Source organism: Lactimicrobium massiliense (assembly GCF_900343155.1).
GTDB classification, from domain to species: domain Bacteria; phylum Bacillota_I; class Bacilli_A; order Erysipelotrichales; family Erysipelotrichaceae; genus Bulleidia; species Bulleidia massiliensis.
Map to the genome: position 1 here is coordinate 110,677 of NZ_OUNG01000003.1, position 17,416 is coordinate 128,092.

Genomic DNA, 17,416 nt, shown 5'->3' on the forward strand with positions numbered 1-17,416 from the left:
AAAAACAGTGCCAGAAGGCGCTGATGCAGCATTTCAAATTTATCTTTCGACGGTCAGATAAGCCAGATCTTCCTTGCTGAGATAACCAGTATCTTCCAGAAGATCCTTCAGAACATCCTTTTGATAATTGGAAAAATCGTAAGACAAAGCATGCAGCAGACCGCTCAGATTCACTTTATCACCTGTACTGCGGGCAGTCGCAAGGAAAGCATTGGCAGCTTCCTTCGGGGTCAGATTGCGCTTGTCAATCGAATAGCCAGGATGATCGGCTGTATAGCCGGTCACAACCCATCCATGCATCTTGAGAATTTCGATATCAGAATACAAAGTGCGTCTTTCAATTTCATAATCGAACTCTTTCTTGATGTAGTTTGAAATCTGGCTCAGGGTGACAAAATGATCACGATCAGTCAGCCTCAGCAATGCCTCCAGTACCGACAGCTCCGATCCTTTTTTCATATGATTTCCTCTTTTCTAAATGCTGTAAAGTGGCACAAACTTATGGCTATATTATATCGGCATTTATCAATGAATAGAATAAATAATTCAGGTTTCACCTGCTTTTTTGTCAAATGTGACAAGACTTTTCAGGCATCGGGGGATTCTTTCATGCACACGTCAGGGAAGAATAGAATTTTCAGCTGGCAGCTTCTGGAATATACAGCATTTTCTGCAGATGGAACATCCTTTCAGAATATAACAATATAGTCATACTGCAGTTTTTAATGCGGTGTTCTTTCAGAAATACATCTGCCTGTTCTTTCAGCACCATCTCAATCATGCAGGCAATTGACTCACCATGGCTGACAGCCAGAACTGTATGATGATCTTCTTTCTGCATGATCTGTTCCAGCTGATGATAAACACGCTGCTGTACCTGGGCACGGGATTCGCCGCCCATGGCAGTATAGAAGGCATCCCGCATCTCAGCAGGAATGCAATGAGAAATCCGGCGGCTTTCTCCTTCCATTCTGCCATAGCATCTTTCCCGCAGATCCTTGCAGCGCACATAGGGCATGCCACCGACAATTTCAGCCGTATCACAGGCCCGCTCTGCCGTTGAACAATAGACGTGATCAAATACATAGCCCGCTTCATGCAGCGTCTTCCCGGCCAATGCAGCCTGCGCTCTGCCTGTTTCAGTCAGCGGAGAATCACACCATCCCTGCACACGGTTTTCCATATTGAACAGCGTCTGGCCATGGCGTACCAGTACAAGTGTCTTATCCATCTGTATTTCCTCACTTTATCTTTCTGTCATCTATCCGTTTCCAGATTCTTGCCCCATACGGTCCCAGCTTGTGGTCATACAGGCAGGAAGGCCATACAAGAGTCCAGTTATAGTGGATGGGATATGGTTCCTGTTTTTCTGCAGAGAAGCTGCAGTCAATCAGATATGTCTCCTCATCATCCCGGCGCAGATAAACAAACCTGTCATGACGTCTGTCCAGCACATGAAAGGAACCATAGACAAGTGCATCACAGGAATGCCGCAGCCTGATCAGATCCTGATATGCCTTGCATACAACCGGATCTTCCTTCTGGACAGGATTTTCTTCATTCCATGGCAGCATCACTCTGGCGTGATCTCTCGTGCCTGCCTTGACACGCTTCCATACATCATCCGGATCTTCTCCAAGCGAGACATGTTCTTTGTAATACCGCAATGATTCAATATCATGCAGATCATGGATCGAATGAAAATCATAATTGGCCAGACCCATTTCATCCCCCTGATAGACAAACGGCGTGCCTGGCAGCGTCATCTGCATCACCGCCAGCAGCAGGCAGATTTCACGGCGGTATTTCCCACTGGGATCAATCTTGGATACCATGCGGGGATTATCATGGTTGTTATAGAACAGTGACATCCAGCAGTGGCTGCCATAATGTGCTGACCAGTCAATCAGATAATCACGCAGATAGTTCAGATCATAGCGGTAATCTTCAAAGCGCACATGTCCTGGTGTTTCCAGATGATCAAACGAGAAGATCATGTCCAGTTCTTTGCGCCGCTCATCGGTAACCAGTTTTGCCATCTGCATGCCCAGACCCGGCGTCTCACCAATCGCAAAGGCATCATGCGGACCAAAGGCATTTTCATGCAGCTCATGGAGGTAGTCATGCAAGTGAGGGCCATAGTAGTAGTGCTCAATGCCGGTATAGCCCATCAGCTTTCCAACCGACACATCGCCATCCGGCAGGCCGGCATCCTTACTGATGTAATTGATCACATCCAGACGGAATCCATCCACGCCTTTGTCAAGCCACCAGTTCACCATCGTGCATACATCATGGCGCACAGCCGGATTGTCCCAGTTAAGATCGACTTGTTTCTTTGCAAACAGATGCAATGCCCATTCTCTGCGGTCACCATACTGGTCCCAGGCGCTGCCTGAGAAGAACGATGTCCAGTTGTTGGGCACGCTCTTTGATGAAGAAAAGAAATAGTAGTCATGATACGGACTATGCTCATCCGCCAGTGCTTTCTGGAAGAATGGGTGTTCATCGCTTGTATGGTTGACGACCAGGTCCATGATCAGCCGCATGCCGCGCTGATGTGCTTCTTTGAGCAGCGCATCAAACTGTGCCATTGTGCCAAAGCGCGGATTGATGGCATGATAATCACGGATGTCATAGCCATTGTCATCCATAGGTGAATCATAAATCGGGCATAGCCACAGTGCATCCACGCCAAGATCCTGCAGATAGTCCAGCTTTGATATGATGCCGGCCAGATCACCAATGCCATCATGATTGCCATCACAGAAGGAAGAAGGATAAATCTGATAAAAGACAGCCGACTTCCACCAGCGCCTGTCACCCGGCTGGCCGTCTTCCTGCATAGCCTCTTCTTCCTGATTGACCAGTTTGAGAAAGGCCGGCCAGAAATCCGCATCCAGCAGATGGGACAAAGGCTTGACAAGCCATTTCAGTTTCAGATGAGATGCGGCAGGATTTTCCACCAGAAAAGAAGGCAGGCCTGCCTGCAGAAGAATCTTGGCAATGATGTCGTGGCCGATTGGGTTGGCATATACATCCCGGATGGTACTGTCCATCGTCAGTTTCCTGTTTTTCATAGCCACAGTGTAGCACAGAAAAAGAGCAGAATTTCTCCTGTTCCTGTGATCTTAAGATCATGGCATGGCCATCACGGTGCAAAGAAAGGATGCGGCTGCACCTGCTGCTGACACAGATGAATGACACGGCAGTCATACCAGCACCGTAATGATAATCATGGAGATGTGAACCTCCCCGCCTAAGCGCTAATGTACTATAGCTTCCAGGGGCTTGTGTTCCCTCAGACTTATGTCAGGTGTACGCAAAAACACAGATGCCGTTTTTCCTGCATCTGTGTCATGAACGCATTACTTTGTCTTGGCTTTGGTTCCTGCTTTTTTCTTTGCCGTGCTTCTTTTCTTTGCCGGTTTTGCATCATTATAGCGGAATACCGCACAGCCATAGCCTGGCAGCGGATAATTCACATGATACTGCCTGCCGTCACATTCACCCTTGCGGGCATTGTACAGCTTTTTAACCTTGTCATCCTTCACGGCACCGTTCTCATTGAGAATCAGCGTATAGCGGCCAGGGCATGGCACACCGACCATGTAGTCCTTTCTTTCCACCGGCGTAAAGTTGATCACAAACAGCAGATTATGCCTGCCGGTACCGTCCTTGCGCACAAAGGAGAAGATGGAGCGGTCCGCATCATCCGCATTGATCCATTCAAAGCCATCCCAGGAATCATCCAGTGTATACATTGCCGGATATTCTCTGTACATGGCAAGCAGATCTTTGACAAACAGCAGCAGTTCCCGGTTGTATGGCTGATCGCACAGTTCCCAGTTCAGCTGCACTTTCTCATCCCATTCATGGTACTGGCCGAAATCCTGGCCCATGAACAGCAGTTTCTTGCCGGCATGACCGAACATGAACAGATACCCTGCCTTCAGATTGGCAAACTTGTCATGGCCAAGACCCGGCATCTTTTCAATCATGGAACACTTCAGATGCACAACCTCATCATGTGACAGTACCAGAATAAATTTCTCACTGGTGGCATAGGACATGCCAAAGGTCATCTTGTTGTGGGCATTCTTACGGAATAACGGATCAAGCTTCATGTAATCCAGGAAGTCATGCATCCAGCCCATATTCCACTTGTACGTAAAGCCAAGGCCTTCATCTTCCGGTGCAGCTGTGATCTTAGGCCATGCGGTCGATTCCTCGGCAATGATGATCGTGCCATCATGGCGGCCGCGGATCACAGAATTGAGATGCTTGAAGAACTCAATCGCATCCAGGTTGCCATTGCCGCCATACTTATTTGGAATCCATTCACCATCCTTGCGGCCATAATCCAGATACAGCATCGAAGCTACTGCATCTACACGCAGTCCGTCGATATGATACATTTCATACCAGTACAGGGCATTTCCAATCAGGAAGTTCTTCACCTCATTCTTGCCATAGTTGAAGATCTTCGTGCCCCAGTCCGGATGTTCACCCATACGGGGATCCGGATATTCATACAGCGGCTGACCATCAAAATCCGCAAGGGCAAAGGCATCCTTCGGGAAATGGGCAGGCACCCAGTCCAGAATCACGCCGATGCCATTTTCATGCAGATAATCCACCATCCACTGGAAGTCCTGCGGAGAGCCATGACGGGATGTCGGTGCATAATAGCCAGATACCTGATAGCCCCAGGATCCATCAAACGGATGCTCGGCAATCCCCATCAGCTCCACATGCGTATAGCCCATCCACTTCACATAGTCCACCAGCTCTCTGGCCAGCTTGCGGTAGTTGATAAAACCATCCGGATTTTCCGGCGTCACTTCCTTCTTCCAGGAACCCAGATGGCACTCATAGATTGCCAGCGGCTGCCGGTACGTATCCTTGGACGCACGGTCTTTCATCCAGGCTTCATCATGCCAGATAAACGAATCAATATCGGCTGTTTTCGATGCTGTGCCCGGTCTTAATTCAGCCGAGAACGCATACGGATCTGCCTTGAAGATCGTATCGCCGCTCTGTGTTTCAATTGCATACTTGTACAGCTCACCAAAATCCATATCCGGCATAAAACCTTCAAAGATGCCGGATGTCTCCAAAGGCATCATGTAGTTTCTGCCAGGCTGCCATTCATTGCGGTCACACACAATCGACACTGCCTTTGCATGCGGTGCCCACACAGCAAAATGCATACCGGATACACCATTCAGCTTTGCCTTATGTGCACCCATCTTCTGATAGCACTTATAATTTCTGCCTTCACCAAACAGATACCGATCCATTTCCGTAATAAAAACAGGATCCAACGGTACTGCAGGTTTCTTGCCGGCTAATGATTTGTCTGCCATGATCATGCCTCCCTCAAGCACTCATTTATATTTCAATTTCTGAATATACTGTATCATATTTTGAACGGGAAAGAGAGGGGTTACATGAGACAAAAGCAAGAAAAAAGCGCAGCCACATGACTGCGTCTTTCAAGTGCACCGGACAAGACTTGAACTTGCACGGGTTGCCCCATACGCCCCTCAAGCGTACGTGTCTGCCGATTCCACCACCGGTGCGTGCCGAATCATTATAGCACGTGGTACGATTCCGTCAAGATGCTACAGCAGGTACAGCAGTGCAATGTATACTGCTGTTCCTGCAAAAACAGACAGAATCGTATTGTGCTTCCAGGCATGCAGTGCCATGACGCTGCCGCAGCCTGCAATTGTCGCAGCCCACACGGTCCAGTCCGCGCTTAATGTATCCTTAAGACCATAAACCACAAGCACTGCCATGATCGCAGCCGGCAGTACCATGGCCAGCCGTGAAAGGATCGGTGACATTTTGCCGTCACGGAAAATGGCAAATGGCAAAGCACGCAGGCTGTAAGTCACAATGGCAGAGAGCAGTATGGCAAACAATGCATAGGAATTGTTCATGCGTGCCTCCTTTCATTGCGTGCCAGCAGGATGCCGCTGGTCAGAATCAGGGATGGCAGAATGAAACGGGACGGACCAAAGGCAACCAGGCAGCCAATCGCACATGCAAAGCCTGTCAATGCCGGTATATGATCCTCTGCTTTCTGCCACTGGTCCATGACGATGGTCAGAAACAGTGCTGTCAGTGTGAAGTCAATGCCGCGGATGGAAATCGGCAGTAAGGAGCCTGCCAGGGCACCGGCAAAAGTGCCCAGAATCCACCAAAAATGAGACAGGAAAGCAATTTCCTTCATTGCCGCATACTTGTCCACATGATCCGGATATCGGTCAATAGAGCTGTACAGAGAGTACGTTTCATCGGTCAATGTGCCAACCATATAGGGAAACATCTTTCCGCAGCTGCGGAAATCATCCAGAAATGACAGGGAATAAAATACCTGACGGCTGTTCATGAACAGTGCTGTCAGAACAATGGTTAACAGCGGTGTGCCGGCAGACAGAAACGATGCCAGCACAAACTGAAAGGCACCTGTGTAGACAAACACACTGGCCAGTACGGCATCATACCATGGAAAGCCATTCTGGCTCATCAACAGGCCGAAGGACATTGCCACAAAAAAGTAAGAAACCGCAATGGGTGCGGTTTTCATCAGTGCAAATTTCAGTGTTTCATTCCGTTTCATTGCATCGATTTTATCAGGTATCTATAGTTTTTTCCTATATTTTTTCCTGATTACTGGCAATAAAGAAAAGGATCTTTCGTTCCTCACTTCTTCTCTTCATCGTTTTCAACGGCTGTCAATGCGCCGGTCCAGATAAACACGGTCATGATCACCAGCAGAATGATCAATGCAATGATGCCAAATACAATACCCAATGCAATTCCCTGTTCGCTCATCGTCTATTGCCTCTTGTCATTAGTATAGCATTTCATCCCGCAAAGTCCCAGATCGAATCCGCATCATGGAAGCCTTTGACATACAGATCCTTGATTGCTGCTTTGTCCTTGGTCAGTGTCTTCATCTGACCAATAGAATCCGGTGCCACAATCAGTACTTTGCCTTCCTTTTCCAACGCAAAGCATTCCTGCAGCTTCTTCTGATACAAAGGAATCCGGTTTCTCATGTTTTCTGCTGCCACCGGATACTTATGTTCCAACAGCTTTGCAAGCCGCACATCACTCTCATTGGAACGCACTTCATCCCGCGGTCTGGTCAGAATCACCACAATTTTGTCACAGCCTGCTTTAAAGCAGTGTTCATAAGGAATCGGATCACTCAGTGCTCCATCAAACAGCAGATGGTCACGGTATGGATACGGCTGATCTGCCACCGGCACACAGCAGGATCCCTTCAGGAAACCAAGATCATTGCGCTGATAATCCTTTTTGGCATAATACACAGGTTTCCCGGTCAAAGCATCCGTTGCCACAACCGCAAAATCTGCTGGATTATTCATGATGCCATCATAGTCAATCGGATACTCACCGCCATCATCTGACAGCGTTCCATAAATATAATCCAGGCCCAGATAGTCCTTTGTCCTGAGAAAATTAGCCAGACTCATGTATTCCTTCCGGAATGTGTATTCTGTATAGAAGGTATAGTTTCTGCCCATCTGGCCGGCAAGATAGCTCAATATATTTGCACTTCCCGCCGATACGCCGGCACCATAATCAAAGTGAACCCCTTTGCGCAGACAGGCATCCAGCACACCGGCACCATAAGAACCGCGCAGGCCGCCGCCAACATCAATCACACCAATCATGACAATCTCCTTTTGTTCACAAAATTATCGCAACTGACATGCACTTTCAACAACAAACAGCCGATTATGTCATCACTGATGCGATCTGCGGCATGAAGATCTCTGTGATTTCAGCACAGTGACATCAGAAAGAAGTCAGCACTGCAGATCTGCATCCTTACCACCAGATGATTGCGATACCGGAATACCTGTTATCCCGCAGCTTTCTGCAGGCTGCCACAGCCGCAAGTGAGAACAAGGCATAAAAAAATGCCGCATCTTCGGCATGAACTTTCCACATCACAGCCCTTTCAGCAATCCGGGCGGCTGGCTTCTCCCCTTCGCATATCAATCGTTTGTATCTCACGAAAGATGTTTCTCTTTCGGCACGAATTAGTATACGCAGATACTCCTCAACGCATTAGAACATTATAACCGGAAAAGTTGTAAAATATTGTCAGATTCGGGGGAGGAAAAATGAGTGAAATCAATGATGCACTGCTGCCGGCAGTGATGATGATCCATCATGTCAAGCCGGAAGACAGTACTGACTGGACGTGGCACGAAGAAATGGAAGTCGGCATGGTATTGGAGGGGACCATGACGCTTCATGTGGAAGATCATACCATACATCTTATGCCGGGGGATGGTTACTTTATCAACAGTCAGGCGCGCCACCGCTTTATCAATCAAGGAAGCACATATACGCTGCTGTACAATATCCGCTTTGCACCAAGACTGGTCGGCGGATCGCGTGACAGCATTTACTGGCTCAATTACATCAATCCGATTGTGCATAACCGCAATTATGCCTTTGAGCATCTGCACCATGATCAGGACGCTGACAAGGAAAGCATCACGCACATGGAAGCTGCCTTTGCCATCATGCAGTACCGCACAACCGGCTTTGAATTCCTGCTGCGCAATGAGCTTTCTTTCATCATACTTGACCTGTACGGCCGCCAGAACGTCGTTCATACTGGCCTGAGTCAGAAGGATATGCGCAATGAACTGCGCATCCGGCAGATGCTGGACTGCATTGAAAACAACTATACCCGTCAATTATCAGTTGCCCAGATTGCTGCAGCAGCAGATATCAGTGTCTCGGAATGTATCCGCTGCTTCAAGGCAACCATCCATACGACGCCTGTGCAGTATCTGCTGCAGTACCGCCTGCTGAAGGCAAGTGAGCTGCTGAAGCAGACAGATATGAATATTACAGATATTGGTACATCCTGCGGCTTCTCGGAAATGAGCTACTTTACCAAGTGCTTCCGCCGCCAGTACCATGCCACTCCATCCCAGTGGCGTAAAAATGCACTGGCAGCCAGAAAAGAATGAGATAGAATACATACAAAGATCGGAGAACATGCATGTACCAGAAAAAGAAACTATATACCCATGATGGCATTTTTCATGCGGATGATGTCTTTGCGGCGGCTTTGATTTCCCTGATGTGCCAGGAGATTGAAGTCACCCGCGGACCGGATACGAAGATTCCTGAAAACAAGGATGGCTGGATCATCTTTGATATCGGTGAAGGAGAACTGGACCACCATTCTCCCGAAAACAAGGAAGCCAACGGCACCCATCCCGGCACGGACATTCCTTATGCGGCCTGCGGCCTTGTCTGGAGGAAATATTACCGTGAAATTCTGGAAGCGCAGAACTGCCCTGAGGAATACTATGACCAGGTCTATGAGCGCCTGGAAAGCTCCCTGATCATGGGTATTGATGCGGCTGACAATGGCTATAATCCGCTCAAGGGAGCCCTGGAAAAGATGCCGAACATTCCGGCAGACCAGCAGAAAGAACTGCTCAGTGTCCAGGGAACCGGCTTTACAATCACCCAGATGATCAAGGACTTCAATCCAGCCTGGAACTCTGACTATGACTACTACAGTGCCTTTATGGATGCCCTGAGCTTTGCCAAGGATATCCTGCTCAACCGTCTGGATTCCATCATCAGTTCTCTGGATGGAAAAGATTACGTCCTGCAGTGCATTTCCTACTCTGCCAACCACATCATGATCATGAACCAGTTTGCACCATGGGAAGGCATCCTGACCAGGATGAAGAATGACCCTAAGGCAAAAGACATCTGGTATGTCGTCTATCCTGCCCTGCGCGGGGGCTGGAATGTGCAGTGTGCTCTCAATAACATCGATGACCGCAAGAGCTACCGCCATCCTCTGCCGAAAGAATGGTACGGCCTGCGCTATGAAGAACTGCAGAAAGTATCCGGTGTGGAAACTGCACAGTTCTGTCATGTCTCAGGCTTCCTGGCAGGATGTGAAACCGAAGCAGATGCGCTGCAGATGGCAGCCATAGCCTGCAGTCACTGATCAGAAGCATAAAAAAGAACGCCGCCGGCGTTCTTTTCATATTACTCAACTGCATTTGGATCCATCGCATCCCGCAGGGCATCACCGACAAAGTTGGTGCATACAACCAGGATGACAATCATTAATCCCGGTGGAAGCCATAGCCACGGCATACTTGTCAGTACGGTGATGGACTGGGCACCATTGAGCATATTGCCCAATGACGCCTGCGGAGGCTGGATGCCCATGCCAAGGAAGGACAGCGATGCTTCATCCAGGATGGAGATCGCCATGACGCCTGTGCCGAAGATCAGAATCGGTGCAAAGCAGTTAGGCAGGATTTCCGAAAACAGAATATAGGATTTCGGCATGCCGGCAATCTCAGAGCTGTGCACAAAGTCCTTCTCACGCAAAGAGAGCACTTCGCCGCGCACCAGTCTGGCTACCCCCGGCCAGTCGATCAGTCCCAGGATGATGATGATCATCCACATGCCCGGCTTGAAAATGACGCCGGCAACCAGGATTAACATGATGTAGGGAAATGACATGATCATGTCGGTAATCCGCATGATGATCATATCCACTGCACCGCCAAAGTAACCTGCCAGCAAGCCCAGCACGGTACCGATGGAGGTTGCCAGCAATGTACTCAATACGCCAACCGTCAAAGAGACTCTGGTGCCATACAGCAGCCGGGAGAAGACATCTCTGCCCATCTGGTCAGTACCCAGCCAGTATTCACCGGTCGGCGCACTGGAGAAAGCAGGGTTGATGGCATTGGGATCATGACGGGCAAGCACTGGTGCCAGAATGGCAGTCAGAATGATGATGCCAAGGATGATCAAAGAGACAACACCGGCTTTATGCCGCTTGAAGCGGCGCCACACACTGTGGGCAAAACTCTCGTGCATGTCAGTCCTCCTTTCCCAGCTTGACCGTTGGATCTACGACCGCATAGAGAATATCGGTCAGAATGTTGGCAGCCAGCACGACCACTGCTGATAAAAGACAGGTTGCCATGATGACCGGATAGTCTCTTTGCAAAATGGCATTCATTGTCATCAGGCCAAGACCTGGCCAGGAGAAGATCTGCTCAATGATGATGGAGCCGCCAAATAATCCTGGAATCTCCATGCCAAACACGGTCACAATCGGAATCAATGCATTGCGCAATGCATGCTTGTAAATCAGAATTCTTCTGCCGACGCCCTTTCCTTTAACGGTGCGCAGATAGTCCTGGTTCAATATTTCCAGCATGGCAGAACGGATGTAGCGGATATCATTGCCTGCCTGGCCAAGTGCCAAGACAAGTGCCGGCAGAATCAGATAGCGCAGCTGCACGCCATTGCCGGGATCAGACAGATTGCGCATACCGGAGCTTGGCAGGATGCCCAGCTTGACACAGAACAGATCAATCAGCAGCAGTGCCATGAAGAATCCCGGCACCGACTGGCCCAGAAATGCCAGTGAAACGATGGAATAGTCACGCTTTGTATGGGCATGAACCGCACTGTAGATGCCAAAGATGATTGAAATCGTCATTGAAATCAGCAAGGCGGTTCCCATCAGGATCAGGGTTGGTCCAAGATGTGAAAGCATCATGGAACTAACGGACTGATAAGATTTGTAGGAATAGCCGAAGTTGCCGGTCAGGATCTGCCTGATCCAGATGAAGTACTGCTGCCATGCCGGCTTGTCCAGGCCAAGCTGGGCAGCACGGATCGCCAGGGCTTCTTTGGATACTTTTGGTGAGCCGGCCAGAATCTCAATGGGATTTCCGGCCATATTCATCAGGATGAAGTCAATGACCGTAATGCCGATCAGGGTGATCAGGCCATAGAACAGTCTTTTGCCAATGTAGCGGATCATTTCAGCACCCCTTCCACCTTGAAGCAGGCAGCCTGATGGCCATTGCCATAGTCTTTCATTTCCGGCACCTTTTCAAAGCACATCTTCTTTGCAAAAGGACAGCGCGGCGCAAACTTACAGCCGATACCGGCATCCTGCGCCGCATCAACCTCACCTGCCATGATCTTGTCATCTGACATTCTCTGATCCGGATCTGCCACCGGCACCGCATCAATCAGGCCGATGGAATATGGATGCAAAGCATGGTGGAACACATCCTGGCTTGTGCCGATCTCCACAATTCTGCCTAAATACATGACCGCAATCCGGTCCGACACATAATGCACAGCACCAAGGCCGTGGGCGATGAAAAGATAGGAAACACCGGTTTCCTTCTGGATCCGGCGCAATAAATTCAGAATCTGTGCCTGAATGGACACATCCAGTGCCGATACCGGCTCATCACATACAATCAGCTTTGGCTGCAGAGACAGTGCTCTGGCAATGGAAATACGCTGTCTCTGGCCGCCGGAGAATTCATGGGGATATCGATATGCGGCATCTGCAGGCAGGCCGACCATATCCAGCAGATCTTTGACCTTCTGCTGCACATTGCTCTGATCCGCCAGATGATGGTACAGCATTGGCTTGCTGAGGATATCATAAACGCGCTTGCGGGGATTCAAAGAGGAATAGCTGTCCTGAAAGATCATCTGCAGTTGGGTGCGGATCGGAGCAAGCTGTTTTGCACTCATACTGCCGATATCATGGTCCAGGAAGGTCACCTTGCCGCCATCAGGCTTTTCAATGCCGACAATCATTCTGCCGGCTGTTGACTTGCCGCAGCCAGATTCTCCCACCAGGCCAAGCGTCTCTCCTTTGCCAATTTCAAAGGAAATCTGATCCACGGCCTGAATATATTTCCGGTTCTTTTTCAGCACGGCAGATCCTTCCGCTTCATACCGTTTGGAAAGATTCTCTACCTGCAGTACGGTCTCACTCATCCAGCTCACCTCTTTGTGACCGGATGCACGCTGCCCAGTGTCCCGGTGTCTTCTCAAATAATGACTGCTTTGCCTTGCACGCTTCTGTGGCAAAGGCACATCTTGACGCAAAACGGCATCCCGTCATGCTTGTATAATCCTGCGGCACACTGCCGGGAATGGAATACAGCTGACGATCCTGCTGGTCATGAATATCCGGCACGCTGGCAAGCAGAGCCCGGGTATAGGGATGCTGGGGGTGATGATAGAGCTCACGGACATCCGCAATTTCGACAAACTGGCCGGCATACATGACCATGACCCGGTCCGCATTCTGGGCAATCAGACCCAGATCATGACTGATCAGGATGACAGACATGCCCAGCTTGCTGCGAAGATCACGAATAATCTTCATGATCTGTGCCTGGATGGTCACATCCAGGGCCGTGGTCGGCTCATCCGCAATCAGCAGGCGCGGATGGCAGGAAAGCCCCATGGCAATCATGACTCGCTGCCGCATGCCGCCGGAAAACTCATACGGATAGCTGCGGTACGCATCCGCAGGATCCGGAATGCCGACTTTGTCCAGCCATTCCAGGGCAATCTGCTTTGCCTTCTTCTTGTCAGGCTCTACATGATGTCGGATTGCTTCAGACATCTGTGAACCGATTGTAAACACCGGATCCAGTGAAGCAAGTGCATCCTGATAGATCATGCAGATGTCCTTTCCCCGGATCTGGTCCAGTTCCTTGTCTGACATGGCGAACAGATCTTTGCCATCAAACATTGCTTTGCCTGAGATCACGGATCCATTCTTTGGCAGCAGTCCCATGACCGAAAGGCTGGTCACTGACTTGCCTGAACCGGATTCTCCGGCAATACCGAGAATTTCACCCGGTGCTACATGAAACGAGATATGATCCGTGACAATACGGTCGCCGAAATCACTGCGAAACCGCACCTGCAGATCTGACACATCCAGCAGACTATCCATAAGTCTCTCCTGTTCTAATAAGGCAAATGCGCCGGGGAAGTTCCCCAGCGCAGCATTGCCATATGTTATTGCGCAATCTCCCAGTCCTGGATATTGTTGAAGGCACCAAAGAATGTCGGTGAGGCATTCTTGATGCGGTTGTTCACACTGCCCGAATTGGACATGAAGTACAGCGAGAACAGCGGCACTTCCTGTTCCAGAATTTCATCCAGCTGCAGATAGATGCTTGTCAGCTCAGCAGTATCTGTTGTTTCCTGGGTCTTTGCAAAGAGCGCATCCACTTCATCATTCTTCCATCCGCCGGTCCAGCTGTCATCCGCATCAACCAGATACGTGCCATCGGCGTAGTAGTCTGACGGTGTGATTGTATACTGAACAGAGAAGATATCAAAGGAATTGCTTGCCGCAGTTGACATCAATGTCGAGAAATCAACGGTATTGATGTTTATGGTGACACCAACCTGAGCCAGTTCTTCCTTGATGACCTGAACAGCACGGGTCATGGATGTATCAGAACTGGATACGTACCACTCAAGAGACTTACTGCTGTCCCAGCCGGCTTCTTCCAGAAGCTTTTTGGCATTGTCAGGATCATACGGAATGGTTGGCTTGGAAGCATCATAATACGGTGAATGAGAACCAACGAATCCATCGACGATCTCACCCTTGCCGCCGAGAATCTGATCCAGAATCGTATTGCGGTCAATAGCCTCTACAATAGCCAGACGGACTTTGGCATCCGGTACATTCTTGGTATTGAAGAATGTCATCTCATCCGTGATCGGATCAGAATACGTTGTTGTCACATTGCTCAGACCTTCCAGCGTCTTGCGGTCTTCCACCGGCATATTGGAGAAAGCAGGATGTGTCAGATCAATCTCACCAGACTGCAGACCAGCCAGCAGAGAAGAAGAATCCTCAATGCGGATATTCATCTTGGCAATCTTTGGTGCACCGGCAAAGTAATTCTCATTTGCCTCGTAAGTGACATAGTGGGCAAAGTCTTCACTTGTTGCCTTGTAAGGACCGGACACAACCGTCGGTGCATTGAACCAGTCACTTGTCAGCAGCTCATCATCCGGTGTATCTTCCAGTGCATGCTTGGGCAGAATCAGCAGCCATGTACCGATGTTATTCAGGAATGTATTCAGGCCCATCTGACTCTTCATGACAATATCGAGATTCTTGTCATCTGTCTTGACCAGGCCTTCCAGAGAATCTGCACCCTCCGGGGACAGGTTGTCATCAGAAATACCCTTGACATTGGCAAAGCTGATATACGGATTGGCAACCGCCGGTGCTGTCATCTTCAGAATCGTCCAGATCACATCATCAGCAGTGATATCCTGGCCGTCAGACCACTTGGCATCATCCTTGATATGAATGTGGAATGTGAGATTGTCATCCGTGGTAATCGGATCTGCAATCATGCCGTACTGCTGATAATCCTTGTCCAGTGAGATCAGCGGCAGGAATTCAAAGCTTGTCGCATAGTAGTTCACAAAGGTCATGTCCATGTTCAGTGGATTCAATGTGCTCAGGGTATCGGTAACACCAATGTTTACCGTGTCTGATGCAGCAGCAGAGGCAGTTGCCTGGGTGGAAGCACTCTGGCCGCAGGCAGCCAGTGACAGCGACAACACTGCTGCCAGGGCACCTGTGACAACTTTCTTAAAACCTTTCATCTTTTTTTCTCCTATATGTTTTATATTTTGTTACGCATCACAACTGAATACAAGCGCGATGCGCTCATCCATCTTTCCAAATGACCACCATTCGGTGTCATTGCGATCCATATAATCTGCTTTGACCTCCACATTGTAAGAATGCGGATGATCATACGTCCATGTCACCCCTTCATGATGATACGGCTTCTCTGGGATATACGGGTCAAACAGACGCACTGTATCATCCTTTTCCCCCGTCATCAGCACATAGTGAGCCACGTCAACCATGACCTTGGCAACTACAGCACCGCCATTGTGCAAGGCATTCTGGATCAAAGCATTGTGCGTATTGACATCTGTATCCAGGACCACATCCACATGGTAAGGAAGATGATCCTTTTTGGCAATGTCATTGAACTTGCCGGCAAAAGTCATCATTGCATCATCTGAAGTGCCATGTACGGAAACCGGTTCCCTGGTACCGTGGGCATGATAGCCATCCAGGCAGATGTTCATGATGGCACAGAGTACTTCCTGCGGCATCTTTTCACGCTCCATCAGGAAAGCCATTGCATTGCGCAAAGATGTCGGACCGCAGTCATATTCACTGATCTGATACTGTAACGGCAGCTTCATCTTTCTCATCCTCCTCCATCGTCATCAGATTCATCACAATACGCGCCACCTGAACCATATCAGAAATGCGCGTATACTCATGCACGGTATGACAGTTGTACATCGCACTGGCAATCACAATTCCCCTTCCCCCATGCTGGGCAAACTGGTTATTGTCACTGCCGCCGAAACTCCCGCTCAATACAGGCTTGATGCCTGCTTTTTCACAGGCTGCTTCATACCGTTTCACAACTGGTTCTTTCTCATCGATACAATACTCATGCAGAGCGATCTCATAGTCTACAGATGCCTTTGCCCCAATCTTTTCAGCACTTTCAGCCGCATTGTCCTGAATCTTCTTCAGCAATGACAGTGCCTTTTCATGATTGCGGCTGCGCAGCTCACCTTTCATCACCACATGATCAGGTACTGCATTGACAGCTGTACCGCCGCTGATCATGCCGATATTCAGCACCGTAACCGGATCCACCCGGCCAATCGGCAGGGAATGAATCAATTCAGCCGATGCCGTCAAAGCATTGATGCCCTTTTCCGGATTGAAGCCGGCATGCGCGCTGCGGCCCCTGATATCCACTGTAAAGGAAATCAGCGTCGGCTCCCACAAAGAAGCTGTACCAACCGGTGCTTCCAGGTCCAGTGTATAAGCCTGTCTGGCCTTCAAAAGGGAGAAATCAAACTTTCGTGATCCCTTGTCAAAGGCTTCTTCACCAAAGGTGATCAGAAATTCAATGGTCCTGTGAGCTGTATGGCTTTCCTGGATACATCGGATGGCCTCGACGATCTCAGCCAGACCGCTTTGATCATCGGCCCCAAGCACCGTATTGCCGGCACTTGTGATCGTGCCGTCTTCATGCAGTACTGCATGGCGTCCATACGCAGGCTCCACCGTATCCAGATGGCCCATGAACAGAATGGGCTCACCCGGCAGAGTGCCCAGCCAGCAGCCATACAGATTGCCCGTCTGAGAACCATAATACTTGTTGGCATCATCCTCATGAAGCACAATGCCAAGATCCTGAAATACCTGCTTCACATAAGCAGCCATCTCACCTTCATGAAAGCTTGGCGAATCAATCTTTGTAAATGCCAGAAACTGATCTGTCAGACGATTTGCATCCGGTAATGTCATACCGCTCTCCCCTTTCTTTCCCATAAACATAAAAAGGCGGAAGCCTGCGCTTCCGCCTGAAATCTCCGTATCGTACGAATATCAGCCAAAAACCACGCAGAATCTTAGCGCGTCAGTTTTCATATTCATACAGCATGTACA

18 protein-coding genes and 1 tRNA gene are annotated in these 17,416 nt (G+C 49.3%); 2 read left to right on the forward strand and 17 right to left on the reverse strand.

Annotated elements, in window-relative coordinates; genetic code table 11:
- Positions 1 to 39: 39 nt before the first annotated feature.
- From DHU66_RS06315 to DHU66_RS12540, 10 genes are all read right to left on the reverse strand, one after another.
- Positions 40 to 459: a hypothetical protein gene (locus DHU66_RS06315; protein ID WP_108775034.1), complete on the reverse strand. Its 420-nt coding sequence runs from the start codon at positions 457 to 459 to the stop codon at positions 40 to 42.
- A gap of 178 nt (positions 460 to 637) precedes the next feature.
- A complete protein-coding gene (locus DHU66_RS06320) occupies positions 638 to 1,231 on the reverse strand; it encodes a histidine phosphatase family protein (protein ID WP_108775035.1) in 594 nt (197 codons plus the stop codon).
- A gap of 10 nt (positions 1,232 to 1,241) precedes the next feature.
- On the reverse strand, positions 1,242 to 3,080 hold the full coding sequence (locus DHU66_RS06325) for a glycoside hydrolase family 13 protein (RefSeq protein ID WP_108775036.1): 1,839 nt from the start codon (positions 3,078 to 3,080) through the stop codon (positions 1,242 to 1,244).
- A 288-nt stretch (positions 3,081 to 3,368) separates the two neighbouring features.
- Entirely contained in the window at positions 3,369 to 5,369 is a 2,001-nt protein-coding gene (gene glgB / locus DHU66_RS06330; protein ID WP_108775037.1) for a 1,4-alpha-glucan branching protein GlgB, read from the reverse strand.
- A 134-nt stretch (positions 5,370 to 5,503) separates the two neighbouring features.
- A tRNA-Leu gene (locus DHU66_RS06335) sits at positions 5,504 to 5,585 on the reverse strand.
- A gap of 42 nt (positions 5,586 to 5,627) precedes the next feature.
- Positions 5,628 to 5,948 carry a branched-chain amino acid transporter permease gene (locus tag DHU66_RS06340; protein WP_108775038.1) on the reverse strand — a complete coding sequence of 107 codons (321 nt, stop codon included), beginning with the start codon at positions 5,946 to 5,948 and terminating at the stop codon, positions 5,628 to 5,630.
- Complete coding sequence (locus DHU66_RS06345; RefSeq protein ID WP_108775039.1) at positions 5,945 to 6,631, reverse strand: AzlC family ABC transporter permease; 687 nt, start codon at positions 6,629 to 6,631, stop codon at positions 5,945 to 5,947. The genes DHU66_RS06340 and DHU66_RS06345 overlap by 4 nt, the downstream gene beginning before the upstream one ends.
- Positions 6,632 to 6,714: 83 nt before the next feature.
- Positions 6,715 to 6,846, reverse strand: coding sequence for a hypothetical protein (locus DHU66_RS12535; protein WP_277009231.1), 132 nt, complete (start codon positions 6,844 to 6,846; stop codon positions 6,715 to 6,717).
- Between the two features lie 32 nt (positions 6,847 to 6,878).
- Positions 6,879 to 7,715, reverse strand: a complete 837-nt coding sequence (locus DHU66_RS06350; protein WP_108775040.1) for a patatin-like phospholipase family protein — start codon at positions 7,713 to 7,715, stop codon at positions 6,879 to 6,881.
- A 157-nt stretch (positions 7,716 to 7,872) separates the two neighbouring features.
- The gene (locus DHU66_RS12540; RefSeq protein WP_280952626.1) at positions 7,873 to 7,995 is read right to left on the reverse strand and encodes a hypothetical protein; all 123 of its coding nucleotides are present in this window, start codon (positions 7,993 to 7,995) and stop codon (positions 7,873 to 7,875) included.
- A gap of 176 nt (positions 7,996 to 8,171) precedes the next feature.
- Here DHU66_RS12540 and DHU66_RS06355 point away from each other — a divergent pair, with 176 nt between their 5' ends.
- Together DHU66_RS06355 and DHU66_RS06360 are read left to right on the forward strand one after the other, a co-directional pair.
- Positions 8,172 to 9,035, forward strand: a complete 864-nt coding sequence (locus DHU66_RS06355; protein ID WP_108775041.1) for an AraC family transcriptional regulator — start codon at positions 8,172 to 8,174, stop codon at positions 9,033 to 9,035.
- A 32-nt stretch (positions 9,036 to 9,067) separates the two neighbouring features.
- Positions 9,068 to 10,039, forward strand: a complete 972-nt coding sequence (locus DHU66_RS06360) for an MYG1 family protein (RefSeq protein WP_108775042.1) — start codon at positions 9,068 to 9,070, stop codon at positions 10,037 to 10,039.
- 41 nt (positions 10,040 to 10,080) lie between these two features.
- Here DHU66_RS06360 and DHU66_RS06365 read toward each other — a convergent pair whose 3' ends face one another.
- The 7 genes from DHU66_RS06365 to DHU66_RS06395 form a co-directional block, all read right to left on the reverse strand.
- On the reverse strand, positions 10,081 to 10,929 hold the full coding sequence (locus DHU66_RS06365; protein WP_108775043.1) for an ABC transporter permease: 849 nt from the start codon (positions 10,927 to 10,929) through the stop codon (positions 10,081 to 10,083).
- 1 nt (position 10,930) lies between these two features.
- A complete protein-coding gene (locus DHU66_RS06370) occupies positions 10,931 to 11,887 on the reverse strand; it encodes an ABC transporter permease (protein ID WP_108775044.1) in 957 nt (318 codons plus the stop codon).
- Positions 11,884 to 12,870: an ABC transporter ATP-binding protein gene (locus tag DHU66_RS06375; protein WP_108775045.1), complete on the reverse strand. Its 987-nt coding sequence runs from the start codon at positions 12,868 to 12,870 to the stop codon at positions 11,884 to 11,886. The genes DHU66_RS06370 and DHU66_RS06375 overlap by 4 nt, the downstream gene beginning before the upstream one ends.
- Complete coding sequence (locus DHU66_RS06380; protein ID WP_108775046.1) at positions 12,863 to 13,843, reverse strand: ABC transporter ATP-binding protein; 981 nt, start codon at positions 13,841 to 13,843, stop codon at positions 12,863 to 12,865. Before DHU66_RS06380 ends, DHU66_RS06375 begins: the two co-directional genes overlap by 8 nt.
- Positions 13,844 to 13,908: 65 nt before the next feature.
- Entirely contained in the window at positions 13,909 to 15,528 is a 1,620-nt protein-coding gene (locus tag DHU66_RS06385; protein ID WP_108775047.1) for an ABC transporter substrate-binding protein, read from the reverse strand.
- A gap of 30 nt (positions 15,529 to 15,558) precedes the next feature.
- Positions 15,559 to 16,146: a C39 family peptidase gene (locus DHU66_RS06390; RefSeq protein WP_108775048.1), complete on the reverse strand. Its 588-nt coding sequence runs from the start codon at positions 16,144 to 16,146 to the stop codon at positions 15,559 to 15,561.
- Positions 16,115 to 17,299 (reverse strand): M20/M25/M40 family metallo-hydrolase, encoded by a 1,185-nt coding sequence (locus DHU66_RS06395; protein ID WP_167836295.1) that lies wholly within the window; start codon positions 17,297 to 17,299, stop codon positions 16,115 to 16,117. Before DHU66_RS06395 ends, DHU66_RS06390 begins: the two co-directional genes overlap by 32 nt.
- Positions 17,300 to 17,416 lie beyond the last annotated feature (117 nt).